This is a genomic window from Candidatus Propionivibrio aalborgensis, assembly GCF_900089945.1.
Classification (GTDB): domain Bacteria; phylum Pseudomonadota; class Gammaproteobacteria; order Burkholderiales; family Rhodocyclaceae; genus Propionivibrio; species Propionivibrio aalborgensis.
Map to the genome: position 1 here is coordinate 1 of NZ_FLQY01000124.1, position 14,944 is coordinate 14,944.

At 55.4% G+C, this 14,944-nt stretch carries 19 protein-coding genes; 10 read left to right on the forward strand and 9 right to left on the reverse strand.

The window, feature by feature from the left end; all coding sequences use genetic code 11:
• Genes PROAA_RS07435 through PROAA_RS07445 form a run of 3 tightly spaced genes read right to left on the reverse strand, consistent with a single transcriptional unit; the run spans position 1 to position 2,365 of the window.
• Complete coding sequence (locus PROAA_RS07435) at positions 1-423, reverse strand: hypothetical protein (protein ID WP_186410736.1); 423 nt, start codon at positions 421-423, stop codon at positions 1-3.
• Complete coding sequence (locus tag PROAA_RS07440; RefSeq protein WP_186410737.1) at positions 423-848, reverse strand: DNA polymerase III subunit chi; 426 nt, start codon at positions 846-848, stop codon at positions 423-425. Before PROAA_RS07440 ends, PROAA_RS07435 begins: the two co-directional genes overlap by 1 nt.
• Positions 845-2,365, reverse strand: a complete 1,521-nt coding sequence (locus PROAA_RS07445) for a leucyl aminopeptidase (protein ID WP_186410738.1) — start codon at positions 2,363-2,365, stop codon at positions 845-847. The genes PROAA_RS07440 and PROAA_RS07445 overlap by 4 nt, the downstream gene beginning before the upstream one ends.
• Positions 2,366-2,438: 73 nt before the next feature.
• Here PROAA_RS07445 and lptF point away from each other — a divergent pair, with 73 nt between their 5' ends.
• Both lptF and lptG read left to right on the forward strand, forming a co-directional pair.
• Positions 2,439-3,518 carry an LPS export ABC transporter permease LptF gene (lptF, locus tag PROAA_RS07450; protein ID WP_186410739.1) on the forward strand — a complete coding sequence of 360 codons (1,080 nt, stop codon included), beginning with the start codon at positions 2,439-2,441 and terminating at the stop codon, positions 3,516-3,518.
• The gene (lptG, locus tag PROAA_RS07455; protein WP_186410740.1) at positions 3,515-4,588 is read left to right on the forward strand and encodes an LPS export ABC transporter permease LptG; all 1,074 of its coding nucleotides are present in this window, start codon (positions 3,515-3,517) and stop codon (positions 4,586-4,588) included. The genes lptF and lptG overlap by 4 nt, the downstream gene beginning before the upstream one ends.
• 86 nt (positions 4,589-4,674) lie before the next feature.
• Here lptG and PROAA_RS07460 read toward each other — a convergent pair whose 3' ends face one another.
• The 4 genes from PROAA_RS07460 to PROAA_RS07475 all read right to left on the reverse strand — a co-directional run bounded on the left by PROAA_RS07460 (position 4,675) and on the right by PROAA_RS07475 (position 6,684).
• The gene (locus tag PROAA_RS07460; protein ID WP_186410741.1) at positions 4,675-5,100 is read right to left on the reverse strand and encodes an RDD family protein; all 426 of its coding nucleotides are present in this window, start codon (positions 5,098-5,100) and stop codon (positions 4,675-4,677) included.
• Complete coding sequence (locus PROAA_RS07465; protein ID WP_222102150.1) at positions 5,100-5,612, reverse strand: DUF3106 domain-containing protein; 513 nt, start codon at positions 5,610-5,612, stop codon at positions 5,100-5,102. Before PROAA_RS07465 ends, PROAA_RS07460 begins: the two co-directional genes overlap by 1 nt.
• An 89-nt stretch (positions 5,613-5,701) precedes the next feature.
• Complete coding sequence (locus PROAA_RS07470; RefSeq protein ID WP_186410743.1) at positions 5,702-6,079, reverse strand: DUF3619 family protein; 378 nt, start codon at positions 6,077-6,079, stop codon at positions 5,702-5,704.
• Positions 6,076-6,684 carry an RNA polymerase sigma factor gene (locus PROAA_RS07475; RefSeq protein WP_342669212.1) on the reverse strand — a complete coding sequence of 203 codons (609 nt, stop codon included), beginning with the start codon at positions 6,682-6,684 and terminating at the stop codon, positions 6,076-6,078. Before PROAA_RS07475 ends, PROAA_RS07470 begins: the two co-directional genes overlap by 4 nt.
• Positions 6,685-6,780: 96 nt before the next feature.
• On the opposite strand from PROAA_RS07475, the gene ilvB reads away from it, so the two are divergent.
• The 4 genes from ilvB (at position 6,781) to PROAA_RS07495 (ending at position 10,783) form a co-directional block, all read left to right on the forward strand.
• A complete protein-coding gene (ilvB, locus tag PROAA_RS07480; protein WP_186410744.1) occupies positions 6,781-8,475 on the forward strand; it encodes a biosynthetic-type acetolactate synthase large subunit in 1,695 nt (564 codons plus the stop codon).
• A gap of 12 nt (positions 8,476-8,487) precedes the next feature.
• The gene (gene ilvN, locus PROAA_RS07485; RefSeq protein WP_186410745.1) at positions 8,488-8,979 is read left to right on the forward strand and encodes an acetolactate synthase small subunit; all 492 of its coding nucleotides are present in this window, start codon (positions 8,488-8,490) and stop codon (positions 8,977-8,979) included.
• A 39-nt stretch (positions 8,980-9,018) separates the two neighbouring features.
• On the forward strand, positions 9,019-10,035 hold the full coding sequence (gene ilvC / locus PROAA_RS07490; protein WP_186410746.1) for a ketol-acid reductoisomerase: 1,017 nt from the start codon (positions 9,019-9,021) through the stop codon (positions 10,033-10,035).
• A 112-nt stretch (positions 10,036-10,147) separates the two neighbouring features.
• Complete coding sequence (locus PROAA_RS07495; protein ID WP_186410747.1) at positions 10,148-10,783, forward strand: phosphatidylserine decarboxylase; 636 nt, start codon at positions 10,148-10,150, stop codon at positions 10,781-10,783.
• A gap of 73 nt (positions 10,784-10,856) precedes the next feature.
• On the opposite strand, the gene PROAA_RS07500 is transcribed toward PROAA_RS07495, so the two are convergent.
• The gene (locus PROAA_RS07500; protein ID WP_222102151.1) at positions 10,857-11,090 is read right to left on the reverse strand and encodes a DUF2069 domain-containing protein; all 234 of its coding nucleotides are present in this window, start codon (positions 11,088-11,090) and stop codon (positions 10,857-10,859) included.
• Positions 11,091-11,157: 67 nt separating this feature from the next.
• Positions 11,158-12,267 (reverse strand): hypothetical protein, encoded by a 1,110-nt coding sequence (locus tag PROAA_RS07505; protein ID WP_186410748.1) that lies wholly within the window; start codon positions 12,265-12,267, stop codon positions 11,158-11,160.
• A 618-nt stretch (positions 12,268-12,885) separates the two neighbouring features.
• Between PROAA_RS07505 and rpsP the strand changes: the two genes are divergently transcribed.
• Genes rpsP through rplS form a run of 4 tightly spaced genes read left to right on the forward strand, consistent with a single transcriptional unit; the run spans position 12,886 to position 14,893 of the window.
• On the forward strand, positions 12,886-13,140 hold the full coding sequence (gene rpsP / locus PROAA_RS07510) for a 30S ribosomal protein S16 (RefSeq protein ID WP_186410749.1): 255 nt from the start codon (positions 12,886-12,888) through the stop codon (positions 13,138-13,140).
• A gap of 19 nt (positions 13,141-13,159) precedes the next feature.
• On the forward strand, positions 13,160-13,702 hold the full coding sequence (gene rimM, locus PROAA_RS07515; RefSeq protein WP_245664203.1) for a ribosome maturation factor RimM: 543 nt from the start codon (positions 13,160-13,162) through the stop codon (positions 13,700-13,702).
• A 5-nt stretch (positions 13,703-13,707) separates the two neighbouring features.
• A complete protein-coding gene (trmD, locus tag PROAA_RS07520) occupies positions 13,708-14,502 on the forward strand; it encodes a tRNA (guanosine(37)-N1)-methyltransferase TrmD (protein WP_281182255.1) in 795 nt (264 codons plus the stop codon).
• A 22-nt stretch (positions 14,503-14,524) separates the two neighbouring features.
• The gene (rplS, locus tag PROAA_RS07525; protein ID WP_186410750.1) at positions 14,525-14,893 is read left to right on the forward strand and encodes a 50S ribosomal protein L19; all 369 of its coding nucleotides are present in this window, start codon (positions 14,525-14,527) and stop codon (positions 14,891-14,893) included.
• Positions 14,894-14,944 lie beyond the last annotated feature (51 nt).

Below are 14,944 nucleotides of genomic sequence, written 5' to 3' on the forward strand. Positions count from 1 at the left end.
CTAGTCGTCGTCCCGACTGGGTTCGTTAAGCGACAGGCTGAGTTGATGACGGCGCGCCAGAAAGTCACGCAGTGCCATATCCAGGGTGGAATTGATCCCTGAGCGCAGCTCTTCCTGAGCGTTGAGCAAGGTCGCTTCGATCAGGCTGGGTAACTCGATTGCCAATTGTCGTTCAAGGGTTCGTACCAGGTCGGCGGCGACAATCGCGAGCAAAGCTTCTTCGTCATAGGGTTCAGGTTGGGTTTCCGGAATGATGGCTTCAGCGGACACAACTTCGGTGAGCACGGGCAGGTCTTCGTCGTCGCTGATCGGCGGCGGGGGAGCGCTGATGGGCTCTGTCTTGCCCGACACTGAGGCTACAAAGCTGCGCCGACGTCTCATCAGCGAGTCGGCGCGATCAACAACATCGGAATGCTCTGTCATCAGTGTTTTTCCGAAAGGTTGAAATACTTGATTTCGTATCCGCGATCCTTGTAGAACTTCACCCGATCGCGGCCTGCAAGTCGCTCTGATTCATGTTGCCCGACGACTTCTATGACGCTGTTGAAGCGTGAAAAACCGGGCGGGATTTCGGAGGAAAGGTTGAACAGACGCTCGTTGTGCAGCATCGACTCCAGGTCGTTGGTTATCAGCACGGGTGTTTCAGCAGCCAGCGGCGAGTCGCCGCGCACATGGGGAATGAATCCCGTTGGCGGATGCGTCCACAACTGGCGATCAAGCATGCCGGCAACTTCGGCGTCCGGTGCGTAGACCAGCAGCGCCTTCCTCTGTAGGAATGCCTTGCCGATCAGCGCAACAACAGCGGCGATACGATCAGCCACATTGTGATAGAAAAAGACTTGGGTCAACTGAGCTTCCCAGCACGTTTTAACAGGTAGTGTGCGAGCAAGGGTACCGGGCGACCTGTGGCACCCTTGTCTGCGCCTGATTTCCAGGCGGTTCCGGCAATGTCGAGGTGCGCCCAGGAGAATTTCTTGGTGTAGCGCGAGAGGAAACAGGCGGCAGAAATGCTGCCTGCCGCCCGCCCGCCGATATTGGCCATGTCGGCGAACGGGCTCTTCAGGAGATCCTGATAGTCGTCCCACAGCGGCATTTGCCAGGCACGATCCTGTGCTTCGTCGCCAGCTTGAATGAGTTTGTGGGCGAGACTGTCGTCGTTGGCGAAAAGGCCCGTGGCGACGTGGCCGAGAGCGATTACGCAGGCGCCAGTGAGCGTGGCGACGTCAATCACCGCTTCCGGTTTGAAGCGCTCGGCGTAGGTCATCGCATCGCATAAGATCAGGCGCCCTTCGGCGTCGGTGTTGAGGATTTCGATTGTTTGTCCGGACATTGAGGTGACGATGTCTCCCGGCTTGCTGGCCGAACCACCGGGCATGTTTTCGCTGGTGGGAACGATAACCGTGAGGTTTATCGGCAGCTTCATTTGAGCGACTGCTTTGATCGTGCCGAGCACGCTGGCCGCGCCGCACATGTCGAACTTCATTTCGTCCATTTCCAGACCGGGTTTGAGCGAAATGCCACCGGAGTCGAAGGTGATCCCTTTGCCGATCAGAACCAATGGCTTCTCGTCTGCGGCTTTCTTGCTGCCTTTCCCGGCTTTTGTGCCTTTGTACTGCAAGACGATCATTTTCGGAGGTTGGTGCGAGCCCTTGGCTACCGAGAGGAGTGCGTGCATGCCGAGGGTTTCCATGTCGGTGCGTTCAAGTATTTGGCAATCCAGGCCATGATCCTTGGCCATCTGCAGAGCCGTATCGGCCAGATGCGCAGGGGTGCACACGTTGCCGGGCAGGTTGCCAAGATTCCGGGCAAGCGTGACGCCTTCGGCGACAGCCAGACCCTGAGCCAGGGCCTCGTTGGCCAGACTCAGTTCATCTTGCCGCTCAATGGTAAAGCTCACTTTTTGTAGCGGGCGGTTTTCCTCGTTCTTGTTGCTCTTAAACTGGTTAAAGCGATAGACGGTGTCCTGAGCGATGATCGCTGCCTGCCGGATGCGCCACGCTACACTGCGTTTTCTGACCGGAATTTCCGTCAGAAAAACCGTGCCATCGGTGGCGCCTGTTTCGTGAAGTGCTTTGACCGCGCTACGAATTGCGTTGCAGAATTCCTTCTCGTGAAATTCCTTTTCCTTGCCCAGCCCGACCAATAGGAGACGATCGCACGCGGTTGACGGCACATTGTGCAGAAGCAATGTTGATCCCGCTTTTCCGTTCATGTCGCCACGCTGGACGATGTCGGAAAGATGCTTGCGTGCCGCATCGTCGATCGAGACGGCGGAGCGTGTCAGTTTGCGTGGTTCGAAAACGCCAACGACGACACATGCACAGTGTTGTTTCTCCGGGCTTCCCCTTTTTATGCTAAATTCCAACGGCTACTCCTCGGTCGGTACAGATGCGTCCTAAACGCCGATTATCACAGCAGTTTTTCGTTAAAGTCAAAAAATGATCTTCCAGAATGCCACCCGGCGCGAGTTTACCCACGCGGCTGCCGGCGTTTTTGTGGCGCTCTTCGCCATTCTGCTGACGACGCAATTGATCAAGCTTCTGGGTGAAGCGGCGCAAGGCTCGATTGCACCTGAAGCCGTAGTTGCGCTGCTTGGTTTTTCTTCTCTGCACTACGTTTCAGCGTTGCTGTCTTTGTCAGCTTTCATTGCGATTTTGCTGGTGCTATCACGCAGTTATCGCGATTCCGAGATGGTGGTCTGGTTTTCTTCCGGACTGTCTCTGGCGGCGTGGATACGGCCCGTGTTAACCTTCACTTTGCCGCTGGTGTTGGCGATTGCCGGGTTGTCGCTTTTTGTTTCTCCCTGGGCGCTGTCCAAGAGTGCCGAATACCGCGGGAACCTTGATACGCGCAAGGACGCCGGGCAGGCTTCTCCAGGCGCATTCCAGGAATCCTCATCCGGGGATCGTGTGGTATTTGTCGAAGCGGTTGCCGATGATGAAAGTCAGGTAAAGAATGTTTTTGTGAGTTCGGTTCAGAACCAGCGCCAGGGAGTCACGATGGCTGCTGCGGGGCATCAGGAAATTGCCGAGAACGGGGATCGGTTCCTGGTTCTGGAGAACGGACGACGTTATGAGTTTGTACCCGGGACACCCGAGTTTCGCATTCTGCAGTATGCGCGTTATGCCATACGTCTCGAAACCAAGGAGGCGCGTGGAATCGAGAAAACAACGAAGAATTCACCAACGCTGGAATTGATGAAGCAGGATCTACCTGCCCAACGGGCTGAGCTGCTATGGCGCTTTAGTGTTCCGCTATCGGCAATTATTCTGGCTCTGCTGGCGATCCCCCTTTCGTTCGTCAACCCGCGTGCAGGCCGTTCGGCAAATATGCTTTTGGCGTTGTTTACTTATCTCTTGTATAACAATTTGCTGACCATCAGTCAGGCGTGGGTCGCTAGTGGAAAGATCTCGTTCGCAGCGGGTATGCTGACCGTCCATCTGTTCATGATCTGCCTCCTGCCACTGCTGTTCTACCGCCGGATTGCGGTGCTGTCTTTTTCGCGGTTTTCCAGATGAGAATCTACCGTCGTTATCTGGCCCGAGAGGTGTCTGGCGCGATCTTGCTTGTGCTTGCTGGATTTCTCGCGTTATTCAGTTTTTTCGACATGATCACTGAAGTCAAGAATGTGGGCGAAGGCTCTTATCAGTTGCATCACGCCCTTGTGTTTGTAATGTTGAAAATGCCGGGGCGCATTTATGAACTTATGCCGATTGCTGTCCTGATCGGGACGCTCTACGCTCTGTCGACTTTGGCCAGACATTCGGAAATTACCGTGTTGCGGGTGTCGGGAATGTCGACCGGACGCTTGCTTTCAGGATTGTTTCAAGTGGCGGCATTTTTCGCTGCGATCACTTTTCTGATTGGTGAAGTTGTGGCGCCGCCTTCCGAGCGCGCTGCCCAGCAATTGCGTCTCAATCAGAAAGGGAGGGCAGTTGGCCAGGATTTGCGCAGTGGACTCTGGGTCAAGGATGAACGAAGTTTCATCAACGTGAAAGTCGTACTGCCGGACACGCGTTTGCGTGGTATCCGCATTTTTGTTTTTGACGATAGCGCCAAGCTGCGTTCGGTCACCGATGCGCAAGAGGGATCCTATATCCCGCCGGCCAGTTGGCGGCTCAGCGGCGTCGTTCGAACCGACTTGCGTGATGATCGGGCCGAGGTCACCCGATTGCCGGATCAGGAATGGCATTCAGCGCTCAATCCGGATATTCTCGCTGTGCTGATGGTTGCGCCCGAGCGAATGTCCCTGCTACATCTGTCAGCTTACGTAAGGCATCTCGCAGAGAATAGCCAGAAAACAATGCGTTACGATATCGCGTTGTGGAAGAAGGTGATTTACCCTTTGGCTGCCCTAGTCATGGTCGCATTGGCGTTGCCTTTCGGCTATACCCATAATCGGGTTAGCGGGACCAGCCTGAAGATCTTTTCCGGGGTGATGATTGGGGTGTTTTTTTACATGTTGAATGGTCTCTTCTCGAACCTGGGCGCGATAAACAGTTGGTCGCCGGTCGTCAGCGCCATAGCGCCTTCAGCATTGTTCATGCTGGCAGCCGGTGGAATGATCTGGTGGGTTGAGCGACGCTGATTCCTGGCTGATTGCCGGGAAAGCCTCATTGGCACAAAGATATTCACCTACGGCGCCGAGCGTGAGTCCGGTGGAAACTTTTCTGGTTATGCGGTGACGAGTTGGGTGCCGGCGATCCTGTCGTGCAGAAATTGCCTGTCGCGATCAAGCAGAGCCCAGATGATGCCGACTCCGGCAAGTCCCAGGCTTGGCCAGCAAAGTAGAAAGCGCAGCAGTGCTTGCGCCGGGCGGATTGGGAGTCCGTCATGCGACACCAACCGGATTCGCCAGGTTTTCATGGCCAGCGTTTGGCCGCCATTGCGCCAGAACCAGATGAAATAGACGAGCAGGACAAGAAAGAGGTGCGTCCACAATAGCGTTGTTGTTGCCAGGCGATGCGCGAAAGCACCGATCAGCACATGGGGGAAGACAAACGTTGTAAGGAGCACGCCGAACAGCAATAACGTTTCGTAGAGCATGGCCGCCAGACGGCGCAGAATTCCAGGGCGATCCGAGCGAATTGTTACAGGCATCAAGGTTTCGTTGCTGTTCCGGTGGTTGGCGGTACTGCGACCGGCGGTGCTGCTGACGATCCGGAGGCTTGCGGACTGATGGGCGGCGTGCGCAAGTTGGGGGCAATGTTCGGGCTTTCAACCTTGCTTGCCACAGGAGGCAGCGGTGAAGGTGGAGTTGGTTGGCCTGGTGGTTGGCCTGGTTTTGAAATGGAATCGCGTTCTGCTTGCCGCTTCAGCTTCTCCTTTATGTCATCCGGGAGGTTGGAATACTCCTGCCACTTCAGCTTGAGCTCCTGCTTTTTTTCTGCCGGGAGCTGATTGGCGGTTTTGAAGTTCTCCCGGGCGAGCTGCCGCTGTTCCGGTGTCAGTTTTCCCCATGCCTGCATCTGCCCCTGAATGCGGCGCTGCTCTTCCGGCGTCATGGTAGGAAACCGAGTGGCAATACCCAGCCATTTCTTTTGGCGGAAGAACGGCAACGAATCCCAGTCGCTGCTCAGTGGCGCAAGAATAATTTTCTGCTGTACCGTCAATTCGCTCCATATCGGTTGAGGTGGAGTTGCAACAAGCGACGGGCTGGACGTTTCCGCCCAGCCCGAGGTCGCAAGAAGAAAACTGAGAATTATTCCAATGCGCCGCGTTTTAACCATGCATTGAAGCCTTTATCGGTGAATGCGCTGATCGGCAGGTCATCGGCAAGCAAGGCGCTATCAATGTCGCCAAGCTCTGTGACGCGTTGATCGGCCACCCAGAAAGCCGCAAAGGCGAGGCAAAGCAGCAGAATGAACGCGGCGAACACTTGCTTGATACGCAGGCTGTCATAGTAATGCTGGGCGAAATGGCCAGCGGTAGCAAGAACCGACTGCCTCGCAACCTGTCTTTGACAAGCCAAGGCGCTCTGCCTGGATTCAGCAAGACGCGCCGCCGTTTCCGGGCGTAGGTCGTGCAATCCGCGATTAAGATGCTGCCTGACCTTGTAGGCGAAATGCAGTTCGTTCATAGAGTAATTCCTTTTGCTTTCAAAGCAGTAGCCAGCGTGTGCGTGGCACGCGAGCAGTGTGTTTTCACACTCCCTTCCGAGCAACCCATCGCGGAAGCCGTCTCCGCAACGTCCATGTCCTCCCAGTAACGCATGAGGAAGGCTTCCCGTTGACGCGTGGGCAGCTGTTGTATCTCTTTCTCAATGATCACAAGGACTTGTGATTGCTGCAACTGTCCGTCCGGAGTGTTCGGCGTGTACGACCCCGATTCGACGGCAATGGTTTCCAGCGGGTCGTAATCTTCAGCATCATTTGGTGTCAGCGCTGAAAGCAAAGTGGTCCACAGTGAGCGGACTTTACTGCGCCGGTAGTAGTCGCGAATCGTGTTTTGCATGATGCGCTGAAAAAGCATTGGCAGTTCTTCGGCCGGCCGGTCGCCATACTTCTCGGCGAGCTTCATCATCGAGTCTTGCACGATATCGAGTGCCGACTCTTCGTTACGCACGGCAAACATCGCCTGCTTGAATGCACGACGTTCTGAAGCGGCAAGAAAATCTGACAGTTCGCGTTGGCTGGCCAGAACTGAAATCCTTGTTGTTTTCGAGTGGGATGCAATCCCTTGAATATCGGGCGCCTAGGTGGAAGCCTTGACCAATTATGATCCAGGCTATAACGTTACGGGTTTTCGACCATTTGGCCGAATAAGGCGAGGGTGTTTAACATGATAACCGGTGCTGAGATTGTAATCAGGTGCCTACAGGAAGAAAAGGTCGAATATGTTTTCGGCTATCCTGGTGGTGCGGTCCTTCACATTTATGACGAATTGTTCAAGCAGGACAAAGTCAAGCATGTTCTGGTCCGCCACGAACAGGCGGCGGTGCATGCCGCGGACGGACTGGCGCGCTCGACGCATAAGGTTGGCGTTGCTTTAGTAACCTCGGGCCCGGGTGCGACCAACGCGGTAACGGGTATCGTCACGGCTTATATGGATTCGATCCCGCTGGTCATCATCTCCGGGCAGGTACCGACGCACTATATCGGTCAGGATGCTTTTCAGGAATGCGACACTGTCGGGATCACCCGTCCCTGCGTGAAACACAACTTCCTGGTCAAGGATGTGAACGATATCGCCATAACGATGAAAAAGGCCTTTTACATCGCCAACACTGGCCGGCCCGGTCCGGTCGTGGTTGATATTCCAAAGGACATTACCGCGGCAAAATGCAAGTTCGACTACCCTAAAGACATCCAGATGCGCTCGTATACTCCGGTTGTCAAAGGCCATCTGGGTCAGATCAAGAAGGCGGTAAAGCTTTTACTCGGTGCTAAGCGGCCGATGATTTACACGGGTGGAGGCGTGATTCTCTCCAATGCAGCTCCACAATTGACCGAGCTAACCCGCCGCCTCGGCTTTCCGATTACCAACACCTTGATGGGGCTGGGCGCCTATCCGGCGACCGATCCGCAGTTTCTTGGCATGCCCGGCATGCATGGCACGTTCGAGGCCAACATGGCGATGCAGAACTGCGACGTACTGCTGGCCATCGGCGCGCGCTTTGATGACCGGGTGATCGGCAATCCGGAAAACTTTGCCTTGCAGCCGCACAAAATCATTCATGTCGATATCGACCCTTCATCGATATCGAAGCGCGTTCGCGTTGATGTGCCGATTGTCGGCAACGTTCCGGATGTCCTTGAGGACATGCTCAAACTGATCGAGGCCGAATCGGGCAAGACCGAGATTGCCGACTGGTGGAAGGAAATTGAAGGCTGGCGTTCAAGGCTGTGCATGAAGTACACGATGAAAGACGTCATCATGCCGCAGTACGTCATCGAGAAGCTCTATGAGATTACCGGTGGAAACGCGATCGTCACTTCGGATGTCGGCCAGCATCAGATGTGGGCGGCGCAGTATTACAAGTTTGACAAGCCGCGTCGCTGGCTGAACTCGGGCGGTCTGGGAACGATGGGTGTCGGCTTGCCTTACGCCATGGGCGCGGCCCTGGCAAACCCTGAGATGCAGGTTGCTTGCGTCACCGGCGAAGGCTCGATACAGATGTGCATTCAGGAGCTATCGACGGCCAAGCAATTCCGTCTGCCAATCAAGATCATTAACCTCAATAACCGTTACCTCGGCATGGTTCGCCAGTGGCAGGAGATGTTCTACGGCAGTCGCTATTCCGAGTCGTACATGGATTCGCTCCCAGATTTCGTAAAACTTGCCGAAGCTTACGGCCACGTTGGCATCCGCGTCGAGCGCCCGGAGGACGTTGAGGGCGCGCTTAAAAAAGCGTTCATCGACCACAAGGACGATCTGGTTTTTCTCGACATCCTCACTGACCGGGAAGCAAATGTCTTCCCGATGGTGGCGGCGGGCAAAGGCCTGTCCGAGATGATTCTGGCCGAAGATCTGTAAGGGAACGACAACATGCGACACATTATTTCGATACTGCTGGAAAACGAAGCCGGAGCGCTTTCACGAGTGGCCGGCCTTTTCTCGGCCCGAGGCTACAACATCGAGACACTGACGGTGGCGCCAACCGAGGATCTGTCATTGTCCCGGCTGACTATCGTAACCAGCGGTAGCGATGAAGTAATCGAGCAGATTACCAAGCAATTGAACAAACTGATCGATGTCATCAAAGTGGTCGATCTGTCTGAAGCAGCGCATATTGAGCGCGAGCTGATGCTGATCAAGGTTCGCGCCTTGGGCAAGGATCGTGAGGAAATCAAGCGATTGGCAGATATTTTTAGGGGGCGCATCATCGATGTTACCGAGTCAACCTACGTAATTGAACTTACCGGTAGCGGATCGAAGCTTGATGCTTTTATCCAGGCAATCGACACGGATTGGATCCTCGAAACCGTGCGGACTGGTGTCAGCGGTATTGGCCGTGGCGACCGTATTCTTAAGGTTTGAGCGGAAGTTAATCAGTATATTTGGTACGAAAGGAACGCCATGAAAGTTTACTACGACAAGGACGCTGATCTCTCGCTGATCAAGGGCAAGAAGGTCACCATCGTCGGTTACGGCTCACAAGGCCATGCGCATGCTCAGAATCTGACGGATTCTGGCGTCAAGGTTACGGTTGGTCTGCGCAAGGGCGGCGCGTCCTGGGGCAAGGTCGAGAAGGCCGGAATCAAGGTTGATGAAGTGGCCAAGGCCGTCAAGAGTGCAGATGTCGTGATGATGCTGTTGCCCGACGAAAACATCCCAGGCGTGTACTACAACGATGTTGAACCGAACATAAAGAAGGGCGCCGCACTGGCGTTTGCCCACGGCTTCAACATTCACTATAACCAGGTGGTGCCGCGTGCCGATCTGGATGTCATCATGGTGGCGCCGAAAGGTCCGGGCCACACTGTGCGCTCCGAATATCTCAAGGGTGGCGGTGTTCCTTCGCTGATCGCTGTGCATCAGAATGTTTCCAAGAAGGCCAAGGATATCGCGCTTTCGTACGCGGCGGCCAATGGCGGCACTAAAGGCGGCGTAATCGAAACCAGCTTTCGGGAAGAAACCGAAACCGATCTTTTCGGCGAGCAGACCGTGCTTTGCGGTGGTGCCGTCGAGCTGGCCAAGATGGGCTTTGAAACACTGGTCGAAGCCGGGTACGCACCGGAAATGGCCTACTTCGAGTGTCTGCACGAGCTCAAGCTGATCGTCGACCTGATGTATGAGGGTGGCATCGCCAACATGAACTACTCGATCTCGAACAATGCCGAGTACGGGGAATACGTGACGGGACCTTCGGTCATCAACGATCAGTCGCGCCAAGCCATGCGTGACGCGCTCAAGCGCATACAGAACGGTGAATACGCCAAAATGTTTATCCAGGAGGGGAAGACCAATTACCCTTCGATGACTGCGAATCGCCGTCTGATCGCTGAACATCCGATCGAAACTGTCGGTGCGAAGCTGCGTGACATGATGCCCTGGATCAAGAAGAACAAGCTCGTCGACCAGTCCAGGAACTAATCGATTCAGTGAGGAGTGAAGGCTGTGGGGTGAGGGGTGAGGTGCAAGGCCTCGCCGCCTCACCCCTTGTTATTCTCCTCTCCCCTTTCTCTTAACTCTTCACGGGAGCTTAATGAACTATCCGCATCCGATTCTCGCCAAGGAGGGCTGGCCTTTCATCGCCGGCACTCTTGCTGCGGCTGTTCTGACGTCCTTTTCCGGTTTCTGGTCGCTGCCGTTCTGGTTAGTTTTCATCTTCTGCGTGCAGTTCTTTCGTGACCCGCCGCGTGTCATTGCCGGTGGATCAAAGAGTGTGCTTGCACCGGCTGACGGACGCATCGTCGTGGTCGAGGAAAGCGATGATCCCTACCTGAATCGTCGCGCGCTCAAGGTCAGCGTGTTCATGAATGTGTTCAACGTGCATTCGAACCGCTCGCCAGTCAGGAGCAGCGTTCACCAGAAGTGGTACAAGCCGGGCAGTTTCCTTAATGCGGCACTGGACAAGGCTTCTTTGGAAAATGAGCGGTGCGCCCTGCATCTGAAGACGACGGATGGGCGGGACATTACCTGTGTCCAGATTGCCGGCCTGGTCGCACGACGAATTCTAAATTATGTTGACGCCGGCACTGATCTTGGCGCAGGCCAGCGTTTTGGTTTTATCCGGTTCGGGTCGCGAGTCGACCTTTATCTGCCGCTCGATAGCACAGCACAAGTTGTGATTGGCGAGAAAGTGTTTGCATCGAGTAGCATTTTGGCCGAGCTTTCGTAGATTTCCTCCAAGTCAGCCCAGATCGGAAATCAAACCAAGCATGAGCTTGTTTGATCCCGAATGGCGCGGCGGATCATTTGTGATCGTCCCGATTGCGGCTGAGTCTGACATAGCCGATCGCCGCGCAGAAATAGATTACCGAAAGCAGGGTTTCTCCGGCTGCCAGCCAGCGCCCCATGCCAGTGTCGGTGCTGGTGCGCACGATGCCTTCGGCGAAATAAAGCAGGATCAGGCTGGTGCAGGTGGTCAGATAGAGGCTACGCAGTGTCATCGCGGTAGTCTTGGCCTTGCCGGGGTTTGGATCCACGAGACTTCGCCTGCGTTCAGGTGGAACAATCCCCACAGTAATCCCCGCACTTGACGGAATCCTTGGTTTAGGAAGGGAGCGTGTCAGGCTCGATGGAGAATATCTCTATGTGGCTGTTTTGTTCGTCAAGGTGAGTACTTTTCACCTCCCGCACCTCAAGGTTCTCCTTTTCGAGAACAAGGACGAGTTTCAAGGGTTGATTCTCCAATGTGCCGGTAGGGATAACCAGCATTTCAGTCGAATGCAGGGCTCTGATTTCTGGCAGGATGAGAACAGGCAGGCGTACGGTGGTGCCGGTTTCGGAAGGTCGGGCAAGGTGGGCAGGCACCGCACGTGTCGCCAGGATTTGCAGGCCAAGTTCCAGATGCTCCTGATTCTCTGATAATGCCCAGCGGACCATGCAGATTTGCCAGTTTGCTCCGGATTCGGTGCGGATTGCGGTGATGTCTCCGACGGATATGCCGCCCGTCTTTCCTGAAACGTGCATGAGCGCGTAACCGTCTGGACTTTCGTTGGTTATCATCCAGCTCGACGTTTCAACGGCCGCCGCATCACCATCCTGGAAGATGTGCCACACGCTGTGCAGACCGGAACACAGGGCAGCACGGTAGTTCTGTCGGCGACGCGGGAAACGGCGCTTACCCGGTTCGCACCAGTAGGTGATAAGCCGACGAAGAACGCCTCGTCCGCCAGGTGTGCCGGCAAAGTCCGGAAGATTGATCTGCTGCGGTGAAGCGCCATTCTCGAGCATATCGAGTTGATTCTTCAGTTTCGACGCGAGCCGGTCGCAGGAAAAATAATGTACGTGTGTATCAGGTGGCGGCAATTTGCGAGAGCAGGCTAATGCCGTAGCGTCACGCGAAGGGTCAATCCAGAACGTTGCGGGTGTTCTTGTCGCAGCGTCACCAGTCGGTTCGATCAAGTCAACGGAATTCTCCGCACATGCAACGATGAAGTTGATCTCGCTGGATGTGAATGACGCCGGCTGGGCGCATCCAAGGAGGATCGCGGAGAAATAGATGTTCTGCAGGGAGCTTGAAGCCTCTTCCGGGACATTGCCTTCGAGCCCCTGGCGACGGACGGTTTCATAGATCTGATGCAGTTGTCGCCAGATTCCGTTGACCGCGGGTGATGCAGCAAGGTTGCTTATCAACAGGTGCTTGGAGAGCGCGTTCAAGCACCTCCAGAGGGTAAGGTTCTGTTCTTGGCTCCGCTCGCTATTCTGTTGATTGCCATTCCTACCGAGAGTGGTCAGCAAGTCCTCAGCCAGTGTCTGGAGCAATTCCTGCAAGCTATGGGCCAGCTGCCTGGTTTTCCGTGGAAGGGGAACGGGGAGATCAACGTCGGTCAATAAGGGAAGCAGGGCTGTGCACACTGAAATGCTTCGTGTATACAGGCGCCCCAGCGCTGAGGCGCAATGCTGAGGCGATTCCTGGCTTGTGCGCAAAAACTCCAAGTGACCGAGAAGGGGTGTCAGCTCGTCAGAGGCATTTGGCAGTGGCGGTGCGTCCAGCCAGGCGCAAAGGGTGCGCATGTTCGCCTGTGAGAGGGTATCGGCTTCGCTGCTACCGGAATCTACAAGAATATCAGTCATATACGATTGGTGGAGACGGGGTTCATAATATACCGTGTGGATTATAAACGGCGTCGGGAGATTTGCGAAACCTCCCGACACAACCTAGGAAACGCGAGTAGATACAGGTGTCGCTTGTACTGCTTTCAGGCAAATATCAGCTTGATTTTTCGTGCTTTATTGTTATAATCGCACGCTTTTTCGGAATTTGGAATTAATCCTATGGTAGTTATTCGGCTCGCCCGCGGTGGTGCGAAAAAGCGTCCCTTCTACAACTTGGTGGTGGCTGATTCCCGCACCCGTCGTGATGGTCGCTTCATTGAGCGTATCGGTTTCTACAATCCGATCGCTACTGACAAGGAAGAAGGGTTGCGCATCGTCGCCGATCGCCTGAGCTACTGGCAGAAGCAGGGTGCTCGGTTATCCTTGACGGCTGCCCGCTTGGTCAAGCAGGCAGGCGCCAAGGTTGCAAGCTGAGCGGACTATTGACAATCTCTTGCCTGAATCCGTCGGCGTCGTAACGCCTGCCGATATTGTTGTTCTGGGCAAGATCGTAGGCCCTTATGGTTTGCGCGGTGCTGTGAAGGTGCATCCCTTTGCCGACGATCCATCGCACTGGGCCAGGCTGCCTTATTGGTGGATCGGTCAAGAGGGTAGCGCTCCGGGATTATGGCGTCAGACCCGGTTGCTTAAGTGCAATTTGCGTGGCGACTTGCTGGTCGCGGAATTGGATTGTCTACCCGACCGGGATGCGTCCGAGGCCGCGCGTGGAGTTCTGGTCGGGGTGCCGCGCGCTGATCTGCCACCTGCAGCAAAGGGCGAGTATTACTGGGCTGATCTGATCGGTCTTGATGTGATCAATACAAGAGGAACAGTGCTGGGCCAGGTGCTTGGACTGATAGAGACCCCCGCGAACGATGTATTGCGGGTTGGCGATGGAGTGAAAGTTGAGCAGTTGCTGCCGTTTGTAGCGACCGTTGTGCTAGACGTTGATGTGGCGTCAAGGAAAGTTTGTGTCGACTGGGAAAGCGATTGGTAATTCTGGTGCCCCGTAACGAGCGCTTTGTGGCCGACGTGGTGACGCTGTTTCCCGAAATGTTTGTGGCACTTTCGCATTCAGGCGTGACGCGGCGGGCGCTTGAAGAAGGGCGCTGGAGTCTGAATTTCTGGAATCCGCGCGATTTTACCGAGGACGTTCATCGCACCGTTGATGATCGGCCTTACGGCGGTGGCCCGGGGATGGTGATGATGCCGAAGCCGCTGGCGGCCGCGATTTCGGCGGCCAAGGCCCGGCAGGCAGGTGCGGGGTTGGTGAAGAGCAGGGTGGTCTACCTGTCGCCGCAAGGTGCGCCGCTGACGCATCGGCGCGTTATGCAGTTTGTGCAGGATGCGGGGAACAAGGAGGGCATGGTTCTGCTCTGCGGGCGCTACGAAGGAGTTGACGAGCGTTTGATCGAGCGCTGCGTCGATGAGGAAATTTCGATCGGGGATTTCGTACTTTCGGGTGGCGAAATTCCGGCGATGGCCTTGCTTGATGCTATCGTCAGGCAGTTGCCGGGTGTCCTTAACGACGCCGAATCGGCGCAACAGGATTCGTTTGTCGCGGGTTTGCTGGATTGCCCGCACTATACGCGGCCTGAGGAGTACGAGGGTCAGCGGGTGCCGGACGTGTTGTTGTCCGGGCACCACGAGCAGATACGTCGCTGGCGCCTGAAACAGGCGCTTGGCCGAACGTGGCAACGACGCCCCGAGTTGTTGGCAGGGCGATCATTGCCGAAAGAGGAAACGCAACTCCTGGTGCAGTTTCAGGAGCAATGCGGTCAGGAAAATAAAACGTAGTTTGCAGAACGGAGTTTAAAAAATGAATCTGATCCAGCAACTTGAGCAAGAAGAAATCGCCCGTATGGGCAAGACCATTCCCGCGTTTGCGCCGGGCGACACCGTCGTCGTTCAGGTGAAAGTGAAGGAAGGTACCCGCGAGCGTCTGCAGGCTTACGAAGGCGTTGTTATCGCCAAGCGTAACCGCGGTCTCAATTCCAATTTTATCGTGCGCAAGATTTCGTCCGGTGAAGGTGTCGAGCGGACGTTCCAGACCTATTCGCCGCTGGTTGCGGCGATTGAGGTCAAGCGCCGCGGTGATGTGCGTCGTGCCAAGCTGTACTACCTTCGCGAGCGTTCGGGCAAGTCGGCGCGCATCAAGGAAAAGCTGACGCGCAAGCGCAAGGTCTGATTAACAAATACAGATACCCAAAAACCATGAACGGGGCGGAGTCGAAAGACT

Excerpts from the sequence above, each read along its gene's own strand:
- lptG (WP_186410740.1), top strand. The coding sequence starts at position 3,515 with ATGAGAATCTACCGTCGTTATCTGGCCCGAGAGGTGTCTGGCGCGATC.
- ilvN (WP_186410745.1), top strand. The coding sequence starts at position 8,488 with ATGCGACACATTATTTCGATACTGCTGGAAAACGAAGCCGGAGCGCTT.
- PROAA_RS07495 (WP_186410747.1), top strand. The coding sequence starts at position 10,148 with ATGAACTATCCGCATCCGATTCTCGCCAAGGAGGGCTGGCCTTTCATC.
- ilvB (WP_186410744.1), top strand. The coding sequence starts at position 6,781 with ATGATAACCGGTGCTGAGATTGTAATCAGGTGCCTACAGGAAGAAAAG.
- rpsP (WP_186410749.1), top strand. The coding sequence starts at position 12,886 with ATGGTAGTTATTCGGCTCGCCCGCGGTGGTGCGAAAAAGCGTCCCTTC.
- PROAA_RS07460 (WP_186410741.1), bottom strand. The coding sequence starts at position 5,100 with ATGCCTGTAACAATTCGCTCGGATCGCCCTGGAATTCTGCGCCGTCTG.
- ilvC (WP_186410746.1), top strand. The coding sequence starts at position 9,019 with ATGAAAGTTTACTACGACAAGGACGCTGATCTCTCGCTGATCAAGGGC.
- lptF (WP_186410739.1), top strand. The coding sequence starts at position 2,439 with ATGATCTTCCAGAATGCCACCCGGCGCGAGTTTACCCACGCGGCTGCC.
- rplS (WP_186410750.1), top strand. The coding sequence starts at position 14,525 with ATGAATCTGATCCAGCAACTTGAGCAAGAAGAAATCGCCCGTATGGGC.
- PROAA_RS07470 (WP_186410743.1), bottom strand. The coding sequence starts at position 6,079 with ATGAACGAACTGCATTTCGCCTACAAGGTCAGGCAGCATCTTAATCGC.
- PROAA_RS07435 (WP_186410736.1), bottom strand. The coding sequence starts at position 423 with ATGACAGAGCATTCCGATGTTGTTGATCGCGCCGACTCGCTGATGAGA.